The organism is Streptomyces sp. ERV7, assembly GCF_001653515.1.
In the GTDB taxonomy this organism is placed as follows: domain Bacteria; phylum Actinomycetota; class Actinomycetes; order Streptomycetales; family Streptomycetaceae; genus Streptomyces.
Genome location: NZ_LYOY01000040.1, coordinates 1,685,167 through 1,706,366 on the forward strand (window position 1 = coordinate 1,685,167; position 21,200 = coordinate 1,706,366).

Annotated in this window: 18 protein-coding genes; 8 read left to right on the forward strand and 10 right to left on the reverse strand. The window is 71.0% G+C overall.

The features are described from left to right. Positions 1-103: 103 nt before the first annotated feature. Together A8W25_RS22270 and A8W25_RS22275 are read left to right on the forward strand one after the other, a co-directional pair. On the forward strand, positions 104-952 hold the full coding sequence (locus A8W25_RS22270) for a 3-hydroxyacyl-CoA dehydrogenase family protein (RefSeq protein ID WP_067163976.1): 849 nt from the start codon (positions 104-106) through the stop codon (positions 950-952). Between the two features lie 158 nt (positions 953-1,110). Then, positions 1,111-1,434, forward strand: coding sequence for an STAS domain-containing protein (locus tag A8W25_RS22275; protein ID WP_067163978.1), 324 nt, complete (start codon positions 1,111-1,113; stop codon positions 1,432-1,434). Between the two features lie 105 nt (positions 1,435-1,539). Here A8W25_RS22275 and A8W25_RS22280 read toward each other — a convergent pair whose 3' ends face one another. The 6 genes from A8W25_RS22280 to mce all read right to left on the reverse strand — a co-directional run bounded on the left by A8W25_RS22280 (position 1,540) and on the right by mce (position 10,957). Continuing rightward, entirely contained in the window at positions 1,540-3,069 is a 1,530-nt protein-coding gene (locus A8W25_RS22280) for an ABC transporter ATP-binding protein (RefSeq protein WP_234386525.1), read from the reverse strand. 202 nt (positions 3,070-3,271) lie between these two features. After that, positions 3,272-4,051: an ABC transporter permease subunit gene (locus A8W25_RS22285; RefSeq protein WP_067163979.1), complete on the reverse strand. Its 780-nt coding sequence runs from the start codon at positions 4,049-4,051 to the stop codon at positions 3,272-3,274. Between the two features lie 3 nt (positions 4,052-4,054). Further along, on the reverse strand, positions 4,055-5,074 hold the full coding sequence (locus A8W25_RS22290) for an ABC transporter ATP-binding protein (RefSeq protein ID WP_067163981.1): 1,020 nt from the start codon (positions 5,072-5,074) through the stop codon (positions 4,055-4,057). A gap of 104 nt (positions 5,075-5,178) precedes the next feature. After that, on the reverse strand, positions 5,179-6,117 hold the full coding sequence (locus A8W25_RS22295) for a cellulose-binding protein (RefSeq protein ID WP_067163982.1): 939 nt from the start codon (positions 6,115-6,117) through the stop codon (positions 5,179-5,181). Between the two features lie 114 nt (positions 6,118-6,231). Further along, a complete protein-coding gene (gene scy, locus A8W25_RS22300) occupies positions 6,232-10,359 on the reverse strand; it encodes a polarized growth protein Scy (RefSeq protein WP_067163984.1) in 4,128 nt (1,375 codons plus the stop codon). Positions 10,360-10,528: 169 nt separating this feature from the next. After that, complete coding sequence (gene mce / locus A8W25_RS22305) at positions 10,529-10,957, reverse strand: methylmalonyl-CoA epimerase (RefSeq protein ID WP_067163985.1); 429 nt, start codon at positions 10,955-10,957, stop codon at positions 10,529-10,531. A gap of 139 nt (positions 10,958-11,096) precedes the next feature. Between mce and A8W25_RS22310 the strand changes: the two genes are divergently transcribed. Together A8W25_RS22310 and meaB are read left to right on the forward strand one after the other, a co-directional pair. Next, positions 11,097-12,299: an acetyl-CoA C-acetyltransferase gene (locus A8W25_RS22310; RefSeq protein WP_079126249.1), complete on the forward strand. Its 1,203-nt coding sequence runs from the start codon at positions 11,097-11,099 to the stop codon at positions 12,297-12,299. A 59-nt stretch (positions 12,300-12,358) separates the two neighbouring features. Beyond that, positions 12,359-13,318, forward strand: coding sequence for a methylmalonyl Co-A mutase-associated GTPase MeaB (meaB, locus tag A8W25_RS22315; protein WP_067163989.1), 960 nt, complete (start codon positions 12,359-12,361; stop codon positions 13,316-13,318). Positions 13,319-13,717: 399 nt separating this feature from the next. Here meaB and A8W25_RS22320 read toward each other — a convergent pair whose 3' ends face one another. The 4 genes from A8W25_RS22320 to A8W25_RS22335 all read right to left on the reverse strand — a co-directional run bounded on the left by A8W25_RS22320 (position 13,718) and on the right by A8W25_RS22335 (position 16,412). Further along, positions 13,718-14,194, reverse strand: coding sequence for a MarR family winged helix-turn-helix transcriptional regulator (locus A8W25_RS22320; RefSeq protein ID WP_067163991.1), 477 nt, complete (start codon positions 14,192-14,194; stop codon positions 13,718-13,720). A gap of 135 nt (positions 14,195-14,329) precedes the next feature. Beyond that, positions 14,330-15,127 carry an AIM24 family protein gene (locus A8W25_RS22325; RefSeq protein ID WP_067163993.1) on the reverse strand — a complete coding sequence of 266 codons (798 nt, stop codon included), beginning with the start codon at positions 15,125-15,127 and terminating at the stop codon, positions 14,330-14,332. Beyond that, entirely contained in the window at positions 15,124-15,774 is a 651-nt protein-coding gene (locus A8W25_RS22330; protein ID WP_067163995.1) for an AIM24 family protein, read from the reverse strand. The genes A8W25_RS22325 and A8W25_RS22330 overlap by 4 nt, the downstream gene beginning before the upstream one ends. Continuing rightward, positions 15,774-16,412 (reverse strand): AIM24 family protein, encoded by a 639-nt coding sequence (locus A8W25_RS22335; RefSeq protein WP_079126250.1) that lies wholly within the window; start codon positions 16,410-16,412, stop codon positions 15,774-15,776. The genes A8W25_RS22330 and A8W25_RS22335 overlap by 1 nt, the downstream gene beginning before the upstream one ends. 179 nt (positions 16,413-16,591) lie before the next feature. Between A8W25_RS22335 and A8W25_RS22340 the strand changes: the two genes are divergently transcribed. From A8W25_RS22340 to A8W25_RS22355, 4 genes are all read left to right on the forward strand, one after another. Next, entirely contained in the window at positions 16,592-16,936 is a 345-nt protein-coding gene (locus A8W25_RS22340; protein ID WP_067163999.1) for a DUF3817 domain-containing protein, read from the forward strand. After that, positions 16,933-17,226, forward strand: coding sequence for an MTH1187 family thiamine-binding protein (locus A8W25_RS22345; protein WP_067164001.1), 294 nt, complete (start codon positions 16,933-16,935; stop codon positions 17,224-17,226). The genes A8W25_RS22340 and A8W25_RS22345 overlap by 4 nt, the downstream gene beginning before the upstream one ends. 171 nt (positions 17,227-17,397) lie before the next feature. Continuing rightward, entirely contained in the window at positions 17,398-19,224 is a 1,827-nt protein-coding gene (locus A8W25_RS22350; protein ID WP_067164003.1) for a glycosyltransferase family 2 protein, read from the forward strand. Between the two features lie 3 nt (positions 19,225-19,227). Then, a complete protein-coding gene (locus A8W25_RS22355) occupies positions 19,228-21,183 on the forward strand; it encodes a kelch motif-containing protein (RefSeq protein ID WP_067164005.1) in 1,956 nt (651 codons plus the stop codon). Positions 21,184-21,200 lie beyond the last annotated feature (17 nt).

A 21,200-nucleotide genomic window follows, 5' to 3' on the forward strand; every position in this document is an offset into this window, starting at 1 on the left:
GTCATCTGAGACGTGACGCGCATCTCTTACGGCTCCCAAGATGCCTCACGGCCGATAGCCTCCGCCGGAGAGCCGTATCAGTAAGCCGTCAAAGGGGTGTGAAGTGGCCAGGAAGCTCGCCGTCATCGGGGCCGGACTCATGGGTTCGGGCATCGCGCAGGTCTCGGCCCAGGCGGGCTGGGACGTCGTTCTGCGTGACGTCACCGACGCGGCGCTGGCCCGTGGCACCGACGGCATCAAGGCCTCGTACGACAAGTTTGTGAGCAAGGGCAAGCTGGCCGCCGAGGACGCGGAGGCCGCGCTCGCCCGCATCACCACCACGACCGACCTGGACGCGGCCGCCGACGCCGACATCGTCGTCGAGGCCGTCTTCGAGAAGCTGGAGGTCAAGCACGACATCTTCCGTACGCTCGACAAGATCGTGCGTCCGGACGCCGTGCTCGCCTCCAACACCTCCGCCATCCCGATCACCAAGATCGCGGCGGCCACCGAGCACCCCGAGCGGGTCGTCGGTGTCCACTTCTTCTCGCCGGTCCCGATGATGCAGCTCGTCGAGCTGGTGCGCGGCTACAAGACGAGCGACGAAACCCTGGCCACCGCCCGGGAGTTCGCCGAGTCCGTCGGCAAGACCTGCATCGTCGTCAACCGCGACGTCGCCGGTTTCGTCACCACCCGCCTGATCTCGGCGCTCGTCGTCGAGGCGGCGAAGCTGTACGAGTCGGGCGTGGCCACCGCCGAGGACATCGACCTCGCCTGCAAGCTGGGCTTCGGCCACGCGATGGGCCCGCTGGCCACCGCCGACCTGACCGGCGTGGACATCCTGCTCCACGCCACCAGCAACATCTACACCGAGTCCCAGGACGAGAAGTTCGCGGCACCCGAGCTGATGCGCCGGATGGTTGACGCGGGTGACATCGGCCGCAAGAGCGGGCAGGGCTTCTACAAGCACTGATTGACGCACCCTCACCTCCCCTCGCCCCAGATCACTCCATGGGGTGAATTAGGTATCGGTTCGCTTACAGACGGCAACTTCCCTGCGGTCTGTGCAGTCAGTTGGTGCAGTAAGAGACGACAGGCAGACAGGCATACGGAGCACTCCGGGGAGTACTTATGCACATCAGGGGCGACCACGTCGAGCTGGTCGTCGGGGGCCGCCTCGACGTCCGCAGCGCGGCGGACGCCCGTACGGTCCTGCACTCCGCCGTCGACGACGGAGCCGGCGACCTGGTGCTCGACCTGACCGAGCTGGACTCCTGGGACGCCACCGGCCTCGGTGTGATCATGGGCGCCCACCGGCGGGCCGGCCGCTGCGGCCGGCGGCTGGTGCTGCGGGGCGTGCCGCCCCAGATGCAGCGCCTGCTGGTGGCGACCCGGCTGCACCGCATCCTGGCCATCGAGGGCGGCATCGCGGCGGAGGCGCTGCCGCGCGTGTGAGCGTGCGCGGCGCCACCGCCGTACGAGCCTCGTACGGCGCGGTTGAGCACGACCTGTGCGGCAGTTGTGCAGGTGATGTGGAAGCCGGTCCTCCGCACGCAATCCTCACCGGACTGTGACGCTCTGGGCGGGGTGGCACCCCGCCCGTTCGGAGATACTGGGCGAAGGTTTAGGGTGCGGTCTCCCGCCGGTCGACATCCCTGCGGCGGGTACCGGACCAGAGCGACAGCGCAGTGCGTAGCGGCCGGGTGGGGCAAGGTTACGCAGGCGTATCTGGGGGGCTTTCACCATGAACCCGATGGACACCCGGGGACCGGACGAGTTCGACGACGAGCAGAACGGACCGGGCCCGGGCGCCGCGCAGCGCAAGGAGCGCGACCGCGACGCCCTCACCCCCGAGCCCGCGGCACGCGCCGCCGGGCTCGCGCGCACGGTCCAGCTCGTCTCGGGCGACTTCCTGCTCACCGTCAACCCCGTCGACGGCAGCGAGATCGAGCCCTGCCCGCCCGGCGAGATACCCGGCCGCCCCGAACGCCGGTCCGCCGCCGAACGCACCGAGCGCGAGCGCTCGCTCAGGCCGCCGGGTCCGGGGGCGTGCGGGGCCGCGTACGGGTTCTGTCCGGGCGGCGGCGGGGCGTACCAGCCCTGGGTCGGCACCTCGGGGATCACCGGCGGCGGCTGGTACCCGGGCGGCAGCGGCTGCATCAGACCGGCCTTCTGGTCGGCCGTGGAGCGGTAGTCCACCGCGCCCTGGGTCATCCGCATGTACGCCTCCTCCAGGGAGGCCTGGTGCGGCGAGAGCTCCCACAGGCGTACGTCCGCGCCGTGCGCGAGGTCGCTGATGCGCGGCAGCGCGAGGCCGGTGATCCGCAGGGCGCCGTCCGGCTCCGGCATGACCTGGCCGCCGGCCTCGGTCAGCGCGGCCGTCAGCTTCTCCCGGGCGGCCGGCTCGGGGGTGCGTACGCGCGCGAAGTCGGCGGAGTTGTGCGAGATGAAGTCCTTGACGCTCATGTCGGCGAGCAGCTGGCCGCGGCCGATCACGATGAGGTGGTCGGCGGTCAGCGCCATCTCGCTCATCAGGTGCGAGGAGACGAAGACGGTCCGGCCCTCGGCGGCGAGCTGCTTCATGAGGTTGCGCACCCACAGGATGCCCTCGGGGTCGAGGCCGTTGACCGGCTCGTCGAAGAGCAGCACCTGGGGGTCGCCGAGCAGCGCCGCGGCGATGCCGAGCCGCTGGCCCATGCCGAGCGAGAAGCCCTTGGAGCGCTTGCCCGCCACCTCCTGGAGGCCGACGACACCGAGCACCTCGTCGACCCGGCGGGCCGGGATGCCGGAGAGCTGCGCGAGCGAGAGCAGGTGGTTGCGGGCGCTGCGGCCGCCGTGCACGGCCTTGGCGTCGAGCAGCGCGCCGACCTGGCGGGGCGCGTTGGGGAGCGTACGGAAGGGGTGGCCGCCGACGGTGACATGGCCGGAAGTGGGCTGGTCCAGGCCGAGGATCATGCGCATGGTCGTCGACTTGCCGGAGCCGTTGGGCCCCAGGAAGCCGGTGACGGCGCCGGGCCTCACCTGGAAGGAAAGGTTGTACACGGCTGTCTTGGCGCCGTAGCGCTTCGTCAGGCCGACTGCCTCGATCATTCTCCAGCCCCATCGACGGTGTGGGTCGTCGGGGCGGTGGCCGATCGCCAGGGTGCCCCCGTATGAGTGAGGAGCTTATCCAGGACTTTACGGTTCCGGCCAAGCGATGACAGTTGGATGACGTTCGCTTTTGTCCGTTACGTTCTTGCCTTTGCGCAGGTCGGAGGGGCTGTCGCGGGCTGCTGCCGGCTGCCGCGGGCGGTCAGGCGTCGCGCTTCTTCAGTACGGCGTAGCCGCCCGCGAGCGCCGCGACGACCCACAGCGCCATGATCCCGAGCCCGGCCCAGGGCCCGTACGGCGGCGGCTCGCTGTTCATCGCGTTCGGCACCACCTGCATGATCTTGGAGCCCGCCTGGTCGGGGAAGTAGCGGGCCACCTTCTTGGCGCCCGGCACCGCCGACAGGATCTGCGAGATCAGGAAGAAGAACGGCATCAGGATGCCGAGCGAGAGCATCGAGCTGCGCAGCATCGTGGCCACGCCCATCGAGAAGAGCGCGATCAGCGCCATGTAGAGGCCCGCCCCGAAGACCGCCCGCAGCACGTTGGGCTCGCCGATGGTGGTGCGGTGCGGGCCGAGCAGCGCCTGGCCGAGGAAGAACGAGAGGAAGCTGGTCGCCATGCCCACCACCAGGGCGAGCGCGGTGGCGACCAGGAGCTTGGCGAAGAGGAAGGTGGCCCGCTGCGGCACGGCCGCGAGCGAGGTGCGGATCATGCCCGAGCTGTACTCGGTGCCGACCACCAGGACGCCGAACACCACCATCGCCAGCTGGCCGAGCACCATCCCGGAGAAGCTGATGAAGGTCGGGTCGAAGGTCAGCCGCTCGGCCGGCTTGAGGTCGTCGAACTGCGACTTCATCAGCGCGCACAGGGCCGCGCTCACCGCGACCGTGACGATCAGCGCGCAGACGAGCGTCCAGGAGGTGGAGGAGACCGAACGGATCTTGGTCCACTCGGACTTGAGGACCGCGGGTACCGAAGCCATGGGTCAGACCCCCTCGCCGTCGGCCCGGGCGTTCTCGGGGGCGCCGCCCCGGGTCCTCGCCCGGTAGCTCTCGCCCCAGTCCGGGGCGGCGGCCGGGGGCGGCGGCCCGTGGGAGGTGTCCGAGTGCGCGTGGTACTCCACCGAACCCGCCGTCATCTGCATGAACGCCTCCTCCAGCGAGGCCTGCTGGCCGGAGAGCTCGTGCAGCACGATCTGGTGCTGCGCGGCCAGCTCGCCGAGCCGCTCGATCCTGCCGTTGTCGACCTCAAGGGCGCCGTCGGCGGTCTGGGTCACCGGGATCCCGCCCCGCGCCAGCACATCGAGCAGGTGTTCCCACTGGGGTGAGCGCAGCCGTACGAAACTCCGTGAATTCTGCCGAATGAAATCCGCCATCGATGTATCGGCGAGCAGTCGGCCCTGGCCGATGACGATCAAATGATCCGCCGTCAGCGCCATTTCGCTCATCAGGTGAGACGAGACGAAGATCGTCCTGCCCTCCGCCGCGAGGGCTTTCATGAGATTGCGGATCCAGTGAATTCCCTCGGGGTCCAGACCATTGACGGGTTCGTCGAACATCAGGATCTCGGGGTCGCCGAGCAGCGCGGAGGCGATTCCGAGCCGCTGGCCCATGCCGAGCGAGAACCCCTTCGACTTCTTCTTCGCCACCGCCGTCAGACCGACCGTGTCCAGGACCTCCGCGACCCGGCGCTCCGGGATCCGGTTCGACTGCGCCAGACAGAGCAGGTTGTTGTACGCGCTGCGGCCGCCGTGCATCGACTTGGCGTCGAGGAGCGCCCCGATGTACTTCAGCGGCTCGTCGAGGTCGCGGTAGTGCCGGCCGTCGATGCGCACGGTGCCGCTGGTCGGGTTGTCGAGATCGAGCATCATCCGCATGGTGGTGGACTTGCCGGCGCCGTTGGGTCCCAGGAAGCCGGTCACCACACCCGGTCTGACCTGGAAGGACAGGTCGTCGACCGCGGTCTTGGAACCGAAGCGCTTGGTGAGACCGGCTAGCTCGATCATGTCGCCACGCTAAAGGCGCGGAAAGCCCCCCGCCACCGGAGTGGCGAGGGGCTCTCGACCGTACGAACGCAGCCCACGGGGGAGAGGCTGCGGCACCAACGGGACTAGCGGGACTGCTGTGCCGGGACGCCGCGCGAGACGGGCTCGTCGTCGACCGGGGAGCCGGCCGCCGCGACCGCCGCGCCCGTCAGGGTCGCCAGCATCTCGCGGACGTTGGTCAGCTGCGCGTTGATCGAGTCGCGGCGGTTGGTGAGCGCCGCCAGCTCGCGCTCGGACTCCGAACGGATGCGGTCGGCCTTGGCGTTGGCGTCGGCCACGATGTCCTCGGCCTGGCGCTGGGCCGTCTCGACCGTCTGACGGGCCCGGCGCTCCGCGTCCGTACGCAGCTTCTCGGCCTCCAGGCGGAGCTGCTCGGCGCGGTGCTCGATCTCGGCGAGACGCTTCTCCGCCTTCGCCTGACGCGAGGCCAGATCGCGCTCGGACTGCTCGCGGCGCTTGGCGAGGTTCGTCTCGAAGTCGGCCGCGGCCTGTGCGGCCTTGGCGCGGGTCTCCTCGAAGAGGGCGTCCGCCTCCTCGCGCTTGGACTGCGCGTCCTTCTGCGCCTCGGAGCGCAGCGTGGAGGCGTCACCCTTCGCCTTCTCGACGATGCGGACGCCCTCGTCCTCCGCCTTCGACTTGCGCTCGGCGGCGAACGACTCGGCGTCGTTGCGCACCTGCTGGGCCGCCGACTCGGCGAGCTCGCGGTGCTGTTCGGCGGCCCGGCGGGCCTCCTCGCGCAGGTCCTTCGCCTCTTCCTCGGCGAGACGGAGGATCTTCTCGACCCGCGCGCCGAGGCCGGCGTACGACGGCTCCGCGTCGCTCACCTGGGCCTGGGCGTTCTGCGTTTCGAGATGCAGCTCCTCGATGCGCTTTTCCAGAGAAGTGATCCGTGCCAGAGCGCTGTCGCGGTCGGAGACGATCTTGGTAATGCGGTCGTCCACCTGACCGCGGTCGTAACCACGCCGCACGAGCTCGAAGCCGAAGGGGGAGGAAGTGTCGCTCATGGGGTTCCTGTCGAATGAGACCGGTGAGGTGATAGGGGGAATCCTAGGGGCCCAGGCGGCGTGTCATCGAGCGTATGCCCGTTTGATCTGGAGAATGTCCAGCCTTTTGAGTGGCTACCCCTCCGAAGACTTGCCACTCGAACGTGTCCCTCCGGCCGCGGCTCCCGCCTTGGCCGCCTCCTTGCCGCCGGAGGACGGGGCCTCAAAAGATTCCAACGCCTCAAGTACGTCCTGGACACGGGAGATCTCGGCATTGATGTCCGCGCGGCGCCGGACCAGCATGTCCAGCTCGTGCTTGCCCTCGTCGACCGTGCGCCGGGCCTCGGCCTCCGCGTCGTCGCGCAGCTTCGTCGCCTCGCGGATCAGCTCGGCCTTCTTGGTCTCCGCCTCCTTGAGCAGCGCCTCGGCCTTCTTCACGGCCGCGATACGCACCTTGCTCGCCTCGGAGTTGGCGTCCGAAAGCAGCTCCTTGGCCTTCGCCTCGGCCTCCGCCGTCTGCTCGGTGGCGGCCTTGACCAGCTTGTCGACGCGCTCGCCCGCCGTCTTCATCTGCTCGGCGCTCTCCCGCCGGGCCCGCTCGTGCAGTTCCTCGATGTCCGCCTCGGTCCGGGTGCGCACCTCCTCGGTGCGCTCCCTTATGGCCGTGGCGTCCGTGCGCGCCCCGGCGAGCAGCTCGTCCGCGTCCGTACGGGACTTCTCCACCAGGGAGTTGCCCTCCACGGTCGCCTCGGCGACGATCCGCTCGGCCTCCTTGCGGGCCGCGCCGACCATCGTGTCGGCCTGCTCCTCGGCCAGTGTGGCCGCGAGCAGCGCCTCCTCCTGGGCCTTGGCGATGAGCTGGTCCGCCTGCTCGGCCGCGTCCGAACGGCGCTTGGCCGCGGCCGTACGGGCCTCGTCGAGCAGCCGGTCGGCCTCCTCGCGGGCCTCCGTACGCGTCTTCTCCGCCGCTTCCTCGGTCCGGGCGCGGCTCTTCTCGGCCTCCGCGCGGATCCGCTCGGCGGCCTGCTGGGCCGAGCCCACGGTCTCGGCGGCCTCGGCACGCAGCCGCTCCGCCTCCCCGTTCGCCTCGGTGAGCACCCTCTCGGCCTCGCTGCTCGCCTCCGCGACGAGCTGGTCCGCCTGGCCGGCCGCGTCCGCGCGGCGCTTGTCGGCGGCCTTGCGCGCCTCGTCGAGCAGCCGCTCCGACTCCGTACGCGCCTCGCCGAGGATCCGCTCGCCCTGCTCGCGGGCGTCGGCGACCGTCTGCTCGGCCTCGGCGGCCGCGGCCCCCAGGACCGAACCGGCGTCCGCGCGCGCCTCGGTGGTGACGAGCTCCGCGTAGGTGTCCGCCTCGGACGTGGTGCGCTCGGCGTGGGCGGTGGCCTCCGCGAGCAGCCGGTCGTGCTCCGACTGGCCCTCGTCGTGCAGCTGCTGGGCCTCCGCCACCAGCCGCTCGGCCGTCGCCGTCGACTCGGCGGCCAGCCGCTCGGCCTCCGAGGTCGCCTCGGTGATCAGACGGTCCGCCTGGCTCGCGGCGTCGCCCCGGATGCGGTTGGCGTCCTCGCGGGCGTCCGCCCGGGTGCGCGAGGCGTCCTGCTCGGAGGAGGCCAGCGCGTCGGAGGCCTCGGTGCGCATCCGCTGCGCGTACTCGGAGGCGTCCGAACGCGCCTTCTCCGCCTCGGCGATGGCGTCCGCGACGGTCCGCTCGGCGAGCTCCTTGGCGGCCTCGGTCTCCTCCTGGGCCCGGGCGCGGACGCGCTGGGCGTCCTCGGCGGCGCGCTCGCGCTCGGCGTGCGCGTCGGCGCGGACCCGGTCCGCCTCCTCCTGCGCCTCCGTCTTCGTGCGCTCGGCCACGTGCTCGGCCGTCGAGCGCAGCCCGGCGATCTCCTGCTCGGCCTCCTCGCGCAGCCCCGACACCGAGTCCCGCACCTGCTGGGCGGTCTGCTCGGCGGCGGCCACCAGCTCGGTGGCGCGCCGGTCGGCCTCCTCGCCCAGGCGCTGTGCCTCGGCCTGCGCCTCCTCCACCCGCTTGCGGGCGGAGGCCAGCAGCTCCTCGCTCTGCTCGCGGGCCTGGGCCCGCTCCGAACCGGCCTCGGTACGCGCCGAGTCCAGCGTCTCCTCCGCCTCGCGGCGCCGGCGCGCGGCCTCTTCCTGGGCGGCGGCGAGCGCCTCGGCGGCCTCCGCCCCCACCCGCTCGGCGGCGGCCGCGGCCTCCGCGCGCATCCGGTCGGCGGTCTCCTGCGCCTCGGACTTCAGACGCTCGGCCTCCGCGGCCGCCTCGGCCCGCAGCCGTACGGCAGCGCCCTCCGCCTCGGCACGGGCGGTCGAGGCGTCGGCGGCGGCCTCGGTGCGCAGCCGCTCGGCCTCCTGCTCGGCCTGCGCCTGGAGCGTACGGACGCGCTCGGCGGCCTCCGTACGAAGGCGCTCGGTCTCCTCGGCGGCCTCGCGCCGGATCCGCTCGCTCTCGCCCCGCGCCTCGGTGAGCGCCTGCTCGGCGGAGGCGTGCCGCTGCTCGGCCTCGGTGTGCAGCCGCGTCAACTCGTCGGCGGCGTCGGCCTGGCGGGCGGCGACGGCCCGCTCGGTCTCCTCGCGCAGCACGGCGGAAGCCTGCTCGGCGGCCGTGCGGACGGCCTCGGCCTGCTCCTCGGCCTCCGCGCGCATCCGCTCGGCCTCGGCCCGGGTGCGCTCCAGGGTCTCCTCGGCCTGCTTGCGCAGCGTGGTGGCGCGTTCCATGGCCTCGCCGCGGACCCGCTCCGACTCGGCCCCGGCCGAGGTGCGCAGCTCCTCCGCGTCGGCCTTCGCCTTGGTCAGCAGCTCCTCGGCGGTCCTGGCCGCCTCCTCGATCTGCTGGACACCCTCGCGGCGCGCCTCGCCCCGGATGCGCTCGCCCTCGGCGACCGCCTCGGCCCGCAGCTGCTCGGCCTCGCCGCGCAGCCTGCGCGCCTCCTCCTGCAGCTCGACCGTCTTGGCCCGGTACTCCTTGGTGTCGTCCTTGGCCGCGCCCTTGAGCTCGTCGGCCCGCTCCTCGGCCTGCGAGCGCAGCCGCTCCGCCTCGGCGTCGGCCTCGCGGCGGATCCGCTCGGCCTCCTCGGACGCCTTGCGGGTGGTCTCCTGGGCGTCCGCGGACGCCTTGGTGAGCACCTCCTCGGCGGACCGGGCGGCCTTGGCGAGCTGGGCGGCGGTGTCCTCGGCCGCGCTGGTACGGGCCTTCTCGGCGGCCTCCGCGACCAGCCGCTCGGCCTCGGCGCGCGCGTCGGCGAGCGCCTGCTCGGCCTCGGACTTGAGCGCCTCGGACTCCTTGGTCGCCTCCCCGACCAGCCGGGCGATCTCGGCCTTGGCGGTACGGGTGCGCTGCTCGTTGGCGGACTCGGCGCCCGCGAGCTGCTTGCTCGCCGACTCCTTCGCCTCGGCCAGCACCTTCTCGGCCTCGCCCCGCGCCTCGCGCAGCGCCGACTCGGCCGCCTGCATCCGCTGCTCGGCGGCCCGGCTCAGCTCGGTCGCCTGCTGGCGCGCCTGGTCGGACTCGGCGGTGGTGGACGAGCGCAGCTGCTCGGCGTGGGAGGTGGCCTCCTGGGCCTGCGTGGAGGCGGCGGCCAGCAGCCGCTCGGCGTCCTTGCGGGCGCGCAGCAGGGTCGCTTCGGCCTCCGCACGGGCCGACTCGGCCTCGGAGCCGAGCCGTTGGCGGGTCTCCTCGGCGACCCGGGCGGCCTCCGCGCGGGCGGATGCCAGCGCCGCCTCGCTCTCGGCGCGCGACTCCTCCAGCAGACGCCGGGCCTGCGCCTCGGTCCGCGCCCGCAGCTGCTCGGCCCACGCCACGTTCTCGTTGACATGCGACTCGACGGTGGCGCGCCGCTCGGCCAGCTCCTGGTCGAGCCGCTGGCGGCGGTTGACCGCCTCCGCGTGCAGCTCGGCCTGGAGCCGGGCCTGGTGCTCGGCGTGCTCCTGGAGGATGCGCTGGGTCTGGGCACGGGCGTCGCGCAGCTCGCGCTCGGCGTCCGTGCGCAGCTGCTCGGCCTGCATCTGCGCGTTGCGCAGCAGCTGTTCGGCCTGGTAGCCGATGTCCGCGGCGTCGTAGGCAGGGCGCGTCGCGAGGTTGCGGCGCGCCTCGTGCAGCTTGGCGCGCAGCACCTCGACCTGGTAGCCGAGGTCCTCGGCGTGCTGGACGGCCTTCTCCCGCTCGGTCTTCAGCCGGTCCATCTCGGCCTCGAACCGCGAGAGGTGGTCGTCAGGCCGGTGGCTGTCCTGGCGTTCGTAGCCCCGCACTGCGCGGTCCCATCCGTCCCCTGGTCGCGAACACTGCCCGTACGAGCACCGTCCGACGACGGACGGGCCCCCGGTGAATGGTGTCAGATCGACAAGGGGGCGTGGGTCCCAGGCCCCGACCCGACCCCGGCCCGGAAGGGCCCACTGTACCGGCCCCGGAATCCCGGGGTCAGTGCTCCGCTGCCGAGGTGACCAGTTCGGTCAGTACACCGTGGCAGTCCTTGGGGTGCAGGAACGTGATGCGGGAGCCCATCGAGCCGATCCGCGGCTCGTCGTAGAGGACCCGGACGCCCTTGCCGCGGATGGCCTCGGCGTCCCCGTCGACGTCGGCCGTGCCGAAGGCGATGTGGTGCACTCCCTCGCCGTTCTTGGCCAGCCACTTGCCCACCGCGGAGTCCTCCCTGGTGGGCTCCAGGAGCTGGATGTACGAGGCGCCGCCGTCCGACGTACCGTTGATCTTGAGCATGGCCTCGCGTACGCCCTGCTCCTCGTTCACCTCGGAGTGGAACACCTCGAATCCGTACGTAGCACGATAGAACTCGGCGGTCTTGTCGAGGTCGGCACAGGCGATCCCGATGTGGTCGATTCGCGTCAGCATGGGTCCAGTGCAGCGCCCCGGGAGGTGGTTACGCAACGTGCGCGCGATCACACCGGCCGGCCGATGACGCCGCCGGTACCGCTCAGTACATTTCCAGTAAACCCTCGTTCACTTCTCACCTCCCAAGGGGCTGTGCCTCATGTCTGGAACGACCGGTACCACTTCAGTGATCGTCGCGGGCGCCCGCACGCCCATGGGCCGACTGCTCGGCTCGCTCAAGACCTTCTCGGGCGCCGACCTCGGCGGCGTCGCCATCAAGGCCGCGCTCGACCGGGCCGGAATCGGCGGCGACCAGGTCCAGTACGTGATCATGGGCCAGGTGCTCCAGGCCGGCGCGGGCCAGATCCCGGCCCGCCAGGCCGCCGTCAAGGCCGGCATCCCGATGAACGTGCCCGCGCTCACGATCAACAAGGTCTGCCTCTCGGGCCTGGACGCGATCGCGCTCGCGGACCAGCTGATCCGCGCCGGCGAGTTCGACGTGGTGGTGGCGGGCGGCCAGGAGTCGATGACCAACGCCCCGCACCTGCTGCCGAAGTCCCGCGAGGGCTACAAGTACGGCGCGATCGAGATGCTCGACGCGATGGCGTACGACGGTCTGACCGACGCCTTCGAGAACATCGCCATGGGCGAGTCCACGGAGAAGCACAACACCCGCCTCGGCATCGAGCGCGCCCCGCAGGACGCGTTCGCGGCCGCCTCCCACCAGCGGGCCGCCGCCGCGCAGAAGAACGGGCTGTTCGAGGCCGAGATCACCCCGGTCGAGATCCCGCAGCGCAAGGGCGAGCCGGTGATCTTCGCCAAGGACGAGGGCATCCGCGCGGAGACGACCACCGAGTCCCTCGGCAAGCTGCGCCCGGCCTTCGCCAAGGACGGCACGATCACGGCGGGCACCTCCTCGCAGATCTCGGACGGCGCGGCCGCGGTCGTGGTCATGTCCAAGGCCAAGGCCGAGGAGCTGGGCCTGGAGTGGATCGCGGAGATCGGCGCCCACGGCAACGTGGCGGGCCCGGACAACTCGCTCCAGTCGCAGCCGTCCAACGCCATCCAGCACGCCCTGGGCAAGGAGGGCATCGGCGTCGAGGACCTCGACCTCATCGAGATCAACGAGGCCTTCGCGGCGGTCGCGGTCCAGTCAATGAAGGACCTCGGCGTCTCCCCGGAAAAGGTGAACGTCAACGGCGGCGCGATCGCCCTGGGCCACCCCATCGGCATGTCGGGCGCGCGCGTGGTGCTCCACCTCGCCCTTGAGCTCAAGCGCCGCGGCGGCGGTACGGGTGCGGCGGCGCTGTGCGGTGGCGGCGGCCAGGGCGACGCCCTGATCATCAAGGTTCCGGGCAAGTAGGCGCTGTTCCCGCGGTACGTACGCATTGATCACTGGTCACTGAACCGAACGGAGCGGCAATGGTGGACGTCCCCGAGCTGGTGGCACAGGCGAGGGAGGGCCGGCCGCGTGCGGTGGCCCGGCTGATCTCGCTGGTCGAGGGGGCGTCCCCGCAACTGCGCGAGGTGATGGCGCAGTTGGCTCCGCTGACGGGCGGGGCATACGTGGTGGGTCTCACCGGCTCGCCGGGTGTCGGCAAGTCGACATCGACGTCGGCGCTGGTGACGGCGTACCGGCGGGCCGGGAAGCGGGTCGGGGTCCTTGCCGTCGACCCCTCCTCGCCGTTCTCCGGGGGCGCGCTGCTCGGCGACCGCGTCCGGATGTCCGACCACGCCTCCGACCCCGGGGTCTACATCCGCTCGATGGCGACCCGGGGGCATCTGGGCGGCCTCGCCTGGTCGGCCCCGCAGGCGATCCGGGTACTGGACGCGGCGGGCTGCGACGTGATCCTGGTGGAGACGGTCGGCGTCGGCCAGTCCGAGGTCGAGATCGCCTCGCAGGCGGACACGTCGGTGGTCCTGCTCGCGCCCGGCATGGGCGACGGCATCCAGGCCGCGAAGGCGGGGATCCTGGAGATCGGGGACGTGTACGTCGTCAACAAGGCGGACCGGGACGGCGCGGACGCGACCGCGCGCGAGCTGAACCACATGCTGGGCCTGGGGGAGGCCCGGGGCCCCGGTGACTGGCGTCCGCCGATCGTCAAGACGGTGGCGGCGCGTTCCGAGGGCATCGAGGAGCTCGTCGAGGCGCTGGAGAAGCACCGGGCGTGGATGGAGGAGCGGGGGGTGCTGGCGGAGCGGCGGCTGTCGCGTGCGTCTCGTGAGGTGGAGACGATCGCGGTCACGGCGCTGCGGGAGCGGATCGGTGACCTGCGGGGGGACCGCCGCCTGGACGCGCTGGCGTCCCGCATCGTCGGGGGCGAGCTGGATCCGTACGCGGCGGCGGACGAACTGGTAGCGGTCCTGACGACGACCACGTGACCTACCCCACCCCGCCAGACCCTCCGGGGGAGGGTGGGGAGGCGGTTTGCCCGGGGGCTACGCCCCCGGGACCCCGTTGCGGGGCCTGCGCTCCTGCACCCCTGGGCGGGGCTGCGCCCCCCGAACCCCCTTCGCGGGGCCTGCGGCCCCTGCACCCGCTTTCGCGTTGACCCGCGGGCCGGTGGGGGCTGGCCGCGCAGTTCCCCGCGCCCCTTAGGCATCTCCGGCCTCAGGCACCTCTAGCCCTCGGGGGGCAGTGACCCAGCCCCTCGGGTTGCACATCCAGCCCCTCGGGGCGGCTACATTTCTGTCCCTCCGGCGGGAAATCCAGCCCCTCCGGCGTTTGAGGAGCCCACCCCCGGAGGGTCTAGGGAAGGGGCGGGGTGGGGGACGAAGGCCTCAGAGTTTGGCGCGGTGGCCGCGCAAGTGCTCCGCCACCGGCGTCAGCGACGCCCGCAGATCCGACAGCGCCTCACTCGACAGCAAGTCGATGAAGTGCTTGCGCACCGACGCCACATGGTGCGGCGCCACCTTCTCCATCGTCTCCACCCCCGCCTCGGTCAACACCGCGAACAGCCCCCGCCGGTCGGACTCGCAGTTCTCCCGGCGCACCAGCCCCGCGTTCTCCATCCGCGTGATCTGGTGCGAAAGGCGGCTCTTGGACTGAAGGGTCGCGGCGGCGAGGTCGCTCATCCGCAGCCGCTGCCCCTCGGCCTCCGAGAGGTTGACCAGGATCTCGTAGTCGTTGTTGGTCAGGCCGAACGGCTGCAGGTCCTTTTCCATCTGGTGCGTCAGCATCCTGTTGACGTCCAGATAGGTACGCCAGGCGCACTGCTCGCTATCGGTCAGCCAGTTGGTGGCCGTCTCGGTCTCCATATGTGGATTCTACCTAAGAAGTTGAATTCTGAACGAAGCGTCGGAGTGTGACGCCCCGCACGCACCGGCCCAAGGGTCGTGGTCAGCGCCCGGCAAGGGTGCACGCGTTCGACGTCACACTCCGCAGACTACCGCTCACAGGCCGAAGCGACGCTGGAGGTCTCCGAGCTGGCCGGGAAGACGCGGTGTCGAACCCGCCGGACCCTGCGCCCCGGCCGGCACCCCGCCGCCCGGAACGCCCGGCTCCGCGGGCACTTGCCCCGTCGTCTGCTCGGCCATCAGCACCTCCGTGGACTGGAGCAGCACCGTGCCCGCGCCCACGAACTCGAACTGGTGCTCCTCGCCGGACGTTCCGCCGAGCCCCGTCAGTGACCGGATTCCGCCCACTACGCCCGTCATATAGCCGTGATCGTAGTGGTGACAGGGCGACGGACAGTCCGCCCAGCCCACCAGAGCCTGGGGGTCCACCCGGATCGGCGGCTCCATGAAGACCACCGGTCCATTGGACGCCGCCACGAACTTCCCGGTTCCGATCAGCGTCAGGAAACCCGGCACGATCGACTGCTTCAGCGCCAGCGTCGGCTGGTACGCCAGCAGGTTCCCCGCCCGGATCGTCAGGTTGCCGTTCTCCAGGTCGTAGGAGTTGACGTCGAAGGCCCGGTCCGCGAGGAGCATCTTGCCGGAGCCGTCCGCGACCACCCAGTCGCTGGCGTGCAGCGGCGAGTGGAAGCTCGTACGGAGCAGCCGGTCGAGGCGGCCGTGGCCGATGCCGTTGAACTCGATCTGCCCGTAGTAGGCGATCATCTTCCCCTTCTGCAGGAACCACTGGCTCGACTTGAGCTCCACGCAGAAGGTGTATTTGTTGACGTTGTCGTCGGAGGGGAGCGAGTAGGGGTCGAAGACCGCCGGCCCGCCGGGCTGAGGGGTGCTCACAGCTTCTCCTCCGAGGCCTGGACGTACACCGCGCCGTTGCCGGACAGTTCGAGCTGGAAGGCCTCTCCCGAGCCCCGGCCCACCATGTCCCGCCAGCCCAGCGCCGTGGACAGCTTGTTGCGTACGTCGCCGTGGTGGGCCACGTACGCCTGCGGGTCGACGTGGACCGGGCGCTGCGGGGTGATCGGCAGCTCGATCACTCCGCCGTGCGCCATCACGGCGACCGCCCCGTGGCCCTTGAGCGTCGTGGTGAACAGGCCCTGGCCCGTCACCTGGCCCCGGACCATGCCCATGACCCCGCCCTGCGAGCCCATGAACATCGTGCCCTGCTGGAGGGTGCCGTCGAAGGCGAGCAGCCGGTCCGCCTCCACGTAGAGGGTGTCCCCGGCGAGGTTGATGACCTGGATGTGGTGGCCGCCGTGGCCGAACATCACCGTGCCGCTGCCCTCGACCGTCATCAGCGGGGTCGCCTCGTTGGCCACCCGCCGGCCGATCATCGACATCAGCCCGCCCTGGCCGCCCTGCATATTGGGCGTGAACGACACCTCGCCCTTGTACGCGAGCATCGCCCCGCGCTGGCTGAACATCTTCTGGCCGGGGGCCACCGTGGCCTCGACCATCTTGGAGTTGATCTCGCGGAAGGGCATCAGACGTCCCCTCCGATCGTGTTGCGCTCGCTGGGCTGTACGTACACCAGTCCCTCGCCCTCGAAGCGGATCTGGAACGCCTCGCCCGAGCCCTCGCCGAGCAGGGTGCGGAAGGTCACCCCGGACTGGAAGTGCTGCTGGAGGTTGCCCTGGTGGGCGATGTACGCGCCGGGGTCGACCGACAGCGGGTACTGCGCGGAGACCCGCAGCACCACCGCGGGGCCGTCCGAGACGATCGCCGCCTGGCCGTGGCCCTCGACCGTGGTCGTGAACAGGCCGTTGCCCTGGGTCGCCCCGCGCAGCCCGGTGAAGGTGGTGCCGGTGCGCAGCCCCGCGTCGGTGGCGAGCAGATTGCTCGCCTCCACCCAGAGTTTGTCGCCCTGGAGCGAGACCAGGTTGATCTCGGAGGCCCGGTCGGCGAAGTAGCAGGTGCCGTTTCCCTTCACCTCCATCACGGTCATGGATTCGCCGGTCAGGCGGCGGGTCACCATGCCGCGGATGCCCTCACCGCCGCCGGACATCTTCTTGAAGGCCATCTGGCCGTCGTAGGCGACCATCGAGCCGTTCTTCGCCTTGACGGCGTCGCCGGTCATGTCGACGGCAAGCACTTTGCTGCCCTGGAGTCGGAACGTTGCCACGCGCTGACGTTAGCGGCCGGGCCCCCGCCCGACCAGGCCCCGGGATCCCGGCCGGGGGCAACCCCCGCTGCCCGCGGGGACCCCCGCCAAGATCCCGGCACCGCCGATGTCACAATGGAGAACGTTTGTGCTTGCGTTCACAAGCAACACCCTCCGACCCTCCCACCGAAGGTGCCCCCGTGGACATCAAGACCGCATCCGCTTTCCACCGTCTCCGGCTGGTCTCGGCCCCCGAGGCCGTCTCCTTCCTGCTGCTGCTCGTGTGCTCGGTGCTGAAGCGGACGACCGACGTCAACGCCGTCCCGGTGATGGGCGCGATCCACGGCATCCTCTTCATCCTGTACGTGATCTTCTGGGCCGACGCCTGGAACAAGGCGAAGTGGCCGGTGAAGACCGCCGCCCTGTACTTCGTCCTGTCCGTGCTGCCGTTCGGCGGCTTCGTGGCCGAGCGCAAGCTCAAGCGCCAGGCCGAGGACGCCCTGATCGCCGCCCGCGCCCGCAAGGAAGGCGTGGTCGGAGCGTGATCGTCGCCTTCTCGGTCACCCCGCTGGGCGTCGGCGAGGACGTGGGGGAGTACGTCGCCGACGCCGTACGCGTCGTACGCGAGTCCGGGCTCCCGAACCGGACCGACGCCATGTTCACCTCCGTCGAGGGGGAGTGGGACGAGGTGATGGACGTGGTCAAGCGGGCCGTCGCCGCCGTGGAGGCCCGCGCCCCGCGCGTCTCGCTCGTCCTGAAGGCCGACATCCGTCCGGGTGTCACCGACGGGCTGACCTCCAAGGTGGAGACGGTCGAGCGCCACCTCTCCGTCTGACCGCCGCCCCGCCCGAGCCCCCGGCCGCCCCGCGCGGCACCGGGGGCTCAGCTGTGCCGCGCACGCCGGGCCGAGCCCGCGCACGCCGGGCCAAAACGGTGACGCGGCACCTGAAACAAGAACCGCTCACTCGGAGTACTCCAGTCGACACGCCGAAGAATCTCCACTTTTGTGGGGATATCTACCTGGCTCGATCAGCTGGAGGGCACAGTGCGGTCGGAGAGTCCGTCGGAGCAGTACGACTACGAGACCCACAGCCGGCTCGCCGGACCGCTCACGGAACCGGACAGGGCCGCCTACCGGGTGCGGTACCGAAGTCTCCTCTCCGCCGAACCCCGCCGAATACGCGCGGTGCTCCTGATGACGCTGGCGCCCGTGCTCACCGCGGTCCTCCTCGTCTACCTCGTCTGGCCCACCCACTGGGTGGAGCGCGAGGGCGGCGACGAGTGGCTGGTCGGCCTGGACATCGCGATGCTCGTCGCGATCGGCCTGATCGAGCTCTTCATGGTCGTCAACGTCATCTCGATCGCCCACGCCACGATGGTCGCCAGGGACCCCATACCGGTGTACCCCGAGCCCGGCACCCGGGTCGCCTTCCTCACCACCTGGGTGCCCGGCAAGGAGCCCATGGCGATGGTCCGGGCCACCCTGGAGGGCGCGGTCCGCCTGCACCACCCCGGCCCCCTGGACGTCTGGCTCCTGGACGAGGGCGACGACGAACGGGCCAAGGCGCTCTGCGAGGAGCTGGGGGTGCGCCACTTCACCCGCAGCGGCGTCCCCGAGTGGAACCGCGAGAAGGGCCCGCACAAGGCCCGTACCAAGCACGGCAACTACAACGCCTGGCTCGCCATGCACGGCGGCGCCTACGACTTCTTCGCCTCCGTCGACACCGACCACGTGCCGCTCCCCAACTTCCTGGAGCGGATGATGGGCTACTTCCGCGACCCCGACGTCGCGTTCGTGGTCGGCCCCCAGGTCTACGGGAACTACGACTCGCCCGTCACCAAGGCCGCCGAGTCCCAGCAGTTCCTCTTCCACGCGCTGATCCAGCGGGCCGGCAACCGCTACCGCGCCCCGATGTTCGTCGGCACCAACAACATCGTCAGGATCACCGCACTGCGCCAGGTCGGCGGGCTCTACGACTCGATCACCGAGGACATGGCCACCGGCTTCGAGCTGCACCGCCGCAAGAACCCCGGGACCGGCCACTTCTGGAGGTCCGTCTACACCCCGGACGTGCTCGCCGTCGGCGAGGGCCCGGAGTCCTGGACCGACTTCTTCACCCAGCAGACGCGCTGGTCGCGCGGAACGTACGAGACGCTGCTCAAGCAGTACTGGAAGGCGCTGTTCCGGGTCCCGCCCGGGCGGCTCCTCTCGTACACGCTGATGCTCGTCTACTACCCGATGACCGCCGTCAACTGGCTGCTCGGCATCGTCAGCTGCGTCCTGTTCCTCTGGTTCGGCGCCTCCGGCACCCAGGTCTCCGCCTCCGTCTGGCTGATGCTCTACAGCGACGCGGCCGCCCTCCAGATCGGGCTCTACCTCTGGAACCGCCGCCACAACGTCTCGCCGCACGAACCCCAGGGCTCCGGCGGGCTCGCCGGGATGGGGATGTCCGCGCTCTCCGCGCCCATCTACCTCAAGTCGCTCGGCTCGGCGGTGCTGCGCACGCGCGGCCGGTTCGTCGTCACCCCCAAGGGCGGCGAGGCCAGCCCCGACCGGCTGTGGACCTTCCGCATCCACCTCTTCTGGGCCGCGGTGCTCATCGCCTCGCTCGGCGCCTCGGTCCACTACGGCCACACCCATGCGGCGATGCGCACCTGGGCGGTCCTCGCCCTCGGCATCGCGCTCGCCCCCGTCGCCGTCTGGTCCCTCACCGCCCGGCGCGAGCGCGCGGCCGCCCGCAGACGGGCCCTTGCGCGGCCCGCCGAGCCCGCTGACGCGGAGACCGGCCTCGCCGCCCCCGCACCGGCTGCCACGACGACCGGAGGGAACTGAACCATGGCCTACCGGCCCTCCCCGCGCACCAAGAAGACGCTCCTCGGCGGCGGCGCCGTCGTGCTGCTCGCGGGGCTCAACGCCCCGGCCGCGCTCTCCTTCGCCGAGGAGCAGTACCACGCGTACCAGATCCGCCAACCCGACTACATGCGCAAGTACGGGGCCTGGGACACCGTGGACATCCCCGCGAAGTACCGCACCAACGCGATCCACGCGGCCCTGCTGCACACCGGCAAGGTCCTGATCATCGCCGGGTCCGGCAACAAGCAGGAGAAGTTCGACGCGGGCTCCTTCGACACCGTGCTGTGGAACCCGAAGGACAACTCGTTCAAGAAGGTCCCCACCCCCGAGGACTTCTTCTGCTCCGGCCACGCCCAGCTCCCCGACGGCCGCCTCCTGGTGGCGGGCGGCACTGCCCGCTACGAGGTCCTGGACGAGCAGGTGAAGCGGGCCGGCGGCGGGATGCGGGTCAAGAACGAGAACCCGGACAAGCCCGTCACCATCAAGAAGGGCACCCGGTTCCGCTCCCCGTCGGGCGTGGAGTACCTGTCCAAGTTCGACGTCACCGTGCCCCGGGCCAAACGCGAGTTCGTGGTCGGCTACTACGCGACCGGCCAGATGAAGCCGTGGAAGACCAAGGTCACCGCGGCCGAGGCCCGGGTGTTCGTGGAGGCCGCCGCCGAGGGCCCGAAGTCCGTGGCCGTCGACCAGGCCCAGTACGAGATCGAGGGTCTCAAGGGGGTCGACGCCGACAACACGTACGGCCTCGCCGAGAAGATCACCATGGACAAGCAGGACTTCCAGGGCATCAGGGCGGCGTACGAGTTCGACCCCAAGGCGGAGAAGTACCTCCCCGTGGCCCCCATGCAGGAGGCCCGCTGGTACCCGACGCTCACCACCCTCCAGGACGGCCGGGTCCTCGCCGTCTCCGGGCTCGACGACGTGGGCACGATCCTCACGGGCGAGAACGAGATCTACGACCCCAGGACCAAGAAGTGGGGCAAGGGCCCGTTCCGGTACTTCCCGACCTACCCCTCGCTCTTCCTCACCAAGAGCGGCAAGCTCTTCTACTCCGGCGCCAACGCGGGCTACGGGCCCGCCGACAAGGGCCGCGAGCCGGGTCTGTGGGACATCGCCACCAACACCTTCAAGAAGATCGACGGTCTCGGTGACGGCGACCAGCTGGAGACGGCCAGCTCACTGCTGCTGCCCCCGGCCCAGGCCCAGCGGTTCATGCTGCTCGGCGGCGGCGGGGTCGGCGAGTCCAAGAAGTCCACGCCCCGCACCGCGCTGATCGACCTCAACCAGGAAAGCCCCGCCTTCAAGGCCGGGCCCGCCCTCCCGCAGGGCACCCGCTACCTCAACAGCGTGATCCTGCCCGACGACTCCGTCTTCACCAGCGGCGGCTCCGAGGACTACCGGGGCCGGGGCGCCAGCAACATCCTCAAGGCGCAGTTCTACGACGCGGGCAGCAACGCCTTCCGCGAGGCCGCCGACCCCACGGTCGGCCGCAACTACCACTCGGAGGCGCTGCTGCTGCCCGACGGCCGGGTCGCCACCTTCGGCTCCGACTCGCTCTTCGGCGACAAGGACAACACCAAGCTCGGCAAGTTCGAGCAGCGCATGGAGATCTACACCCCGCCCTACCTCTACCGGGACAAGGACAAGCGCCCGGCCCTCGGCGACGGCCCGCAGGCGGTCGGCCAGGACCGCCGCGCCACCTTCCCCACCGCCCACCCCGAGCGGATCGCCAGGGCCCGGCTGATGCGGCCCAGCGCCGTCACCCACACCACGGACGTCGAGCAGCGCTCGATCGACGTACGCCTGACCAAGGACGGGAACTCGGTGACGGTCGAGGTGCCGCGCGACAAGGCCCTCGTCCCGCCCGGCTGGTACATGCTCTTCGTCACGGACGCCGAGGGCACGCCGTCCGAGGCGAAGTGGCTGCTGATCGACTGACGGGAGTGGCCCCTGGC

Bases quoted from the DNA above. Each gene is read 5' to 3' on its own strand.
- A8W25_RS22275 (WP_067163978.1), top strand. From the start codon at position 1,111: ATGCACATCAGGGGCGACCACGTCGAGCTGGTCGTCGGGGGCCGCCTC.
- A8W25_RS22280 (WP_234386525.1), bottom strand. From the start codon at position 3,069: ATGATCGAGGCAGTCGGCCTGACGAAGCGCTACGGCGCCAAGACAGCC.
- A8W25_RS22285 (WP_067163979.1), bottom strand. From the start codon at position 4,051: ATGGCTTCGGTACCCGCGGTCCTCAAGTCCGAGTGGACCAAGATCCGT.
- A8W25_RS22290 (WP_067163981.1), bottom strand. From the start codon at position 5,074: ATGATCGAGCTAGCCGGTCTCACCAAGCGCTTCGGTTCCAAGACCGCG.
- A8W25_RS22295 (WP_067163982.1), bottom strand. From the start codon at position 6,117: ATGAGCGACACTTCCTCCCCCTTCGGCTTCGAGCTCGTGCGGCGTGGT.
- mce (WP_067163985.1), bottom strand. From the start codon at position 10,957: ATGCTGACGCGAATCGACCACATCGGGATCGCCTGTGCCGACCTCGAC.
- A8W25_RS22310 (WP_079126249.1), top strand. From the start codon at position 11,097: ATGTCTGGAACGACCGGTACCACTTCAGTGATCGTCGCGGGCGCCCGC.
- meaB (WP_067163989.1), top strand. From the start codon at position 12,359: ATGGTGGACGTCCCCGAGCTGGTGGCACAGGCGAGGGAGGGCCGGCCG.
- A8W25_RS22320 (WP_067163991.1), bottom strand. From the start codon at position 14,194: ATGGAGACCGAGACGGCCACCAACTGGCTGACCGATAGCGAGCAGTGC.
- A8W25_RS22330 (WP_067163995.1), bottom strand. From the start codon at position 15,774: ATGCCCTTCCGCGAGATCAACTCCAAGATGGTCGAGGCCACGGTGGCC.
- A8W25_RS22355 (WP_067164005.1), top strand. From the start codon at position 19,228: ATGGCCTACCGGCCCTCCCCGCGCACCAAGAAGACGCTCCTCGGCGGC.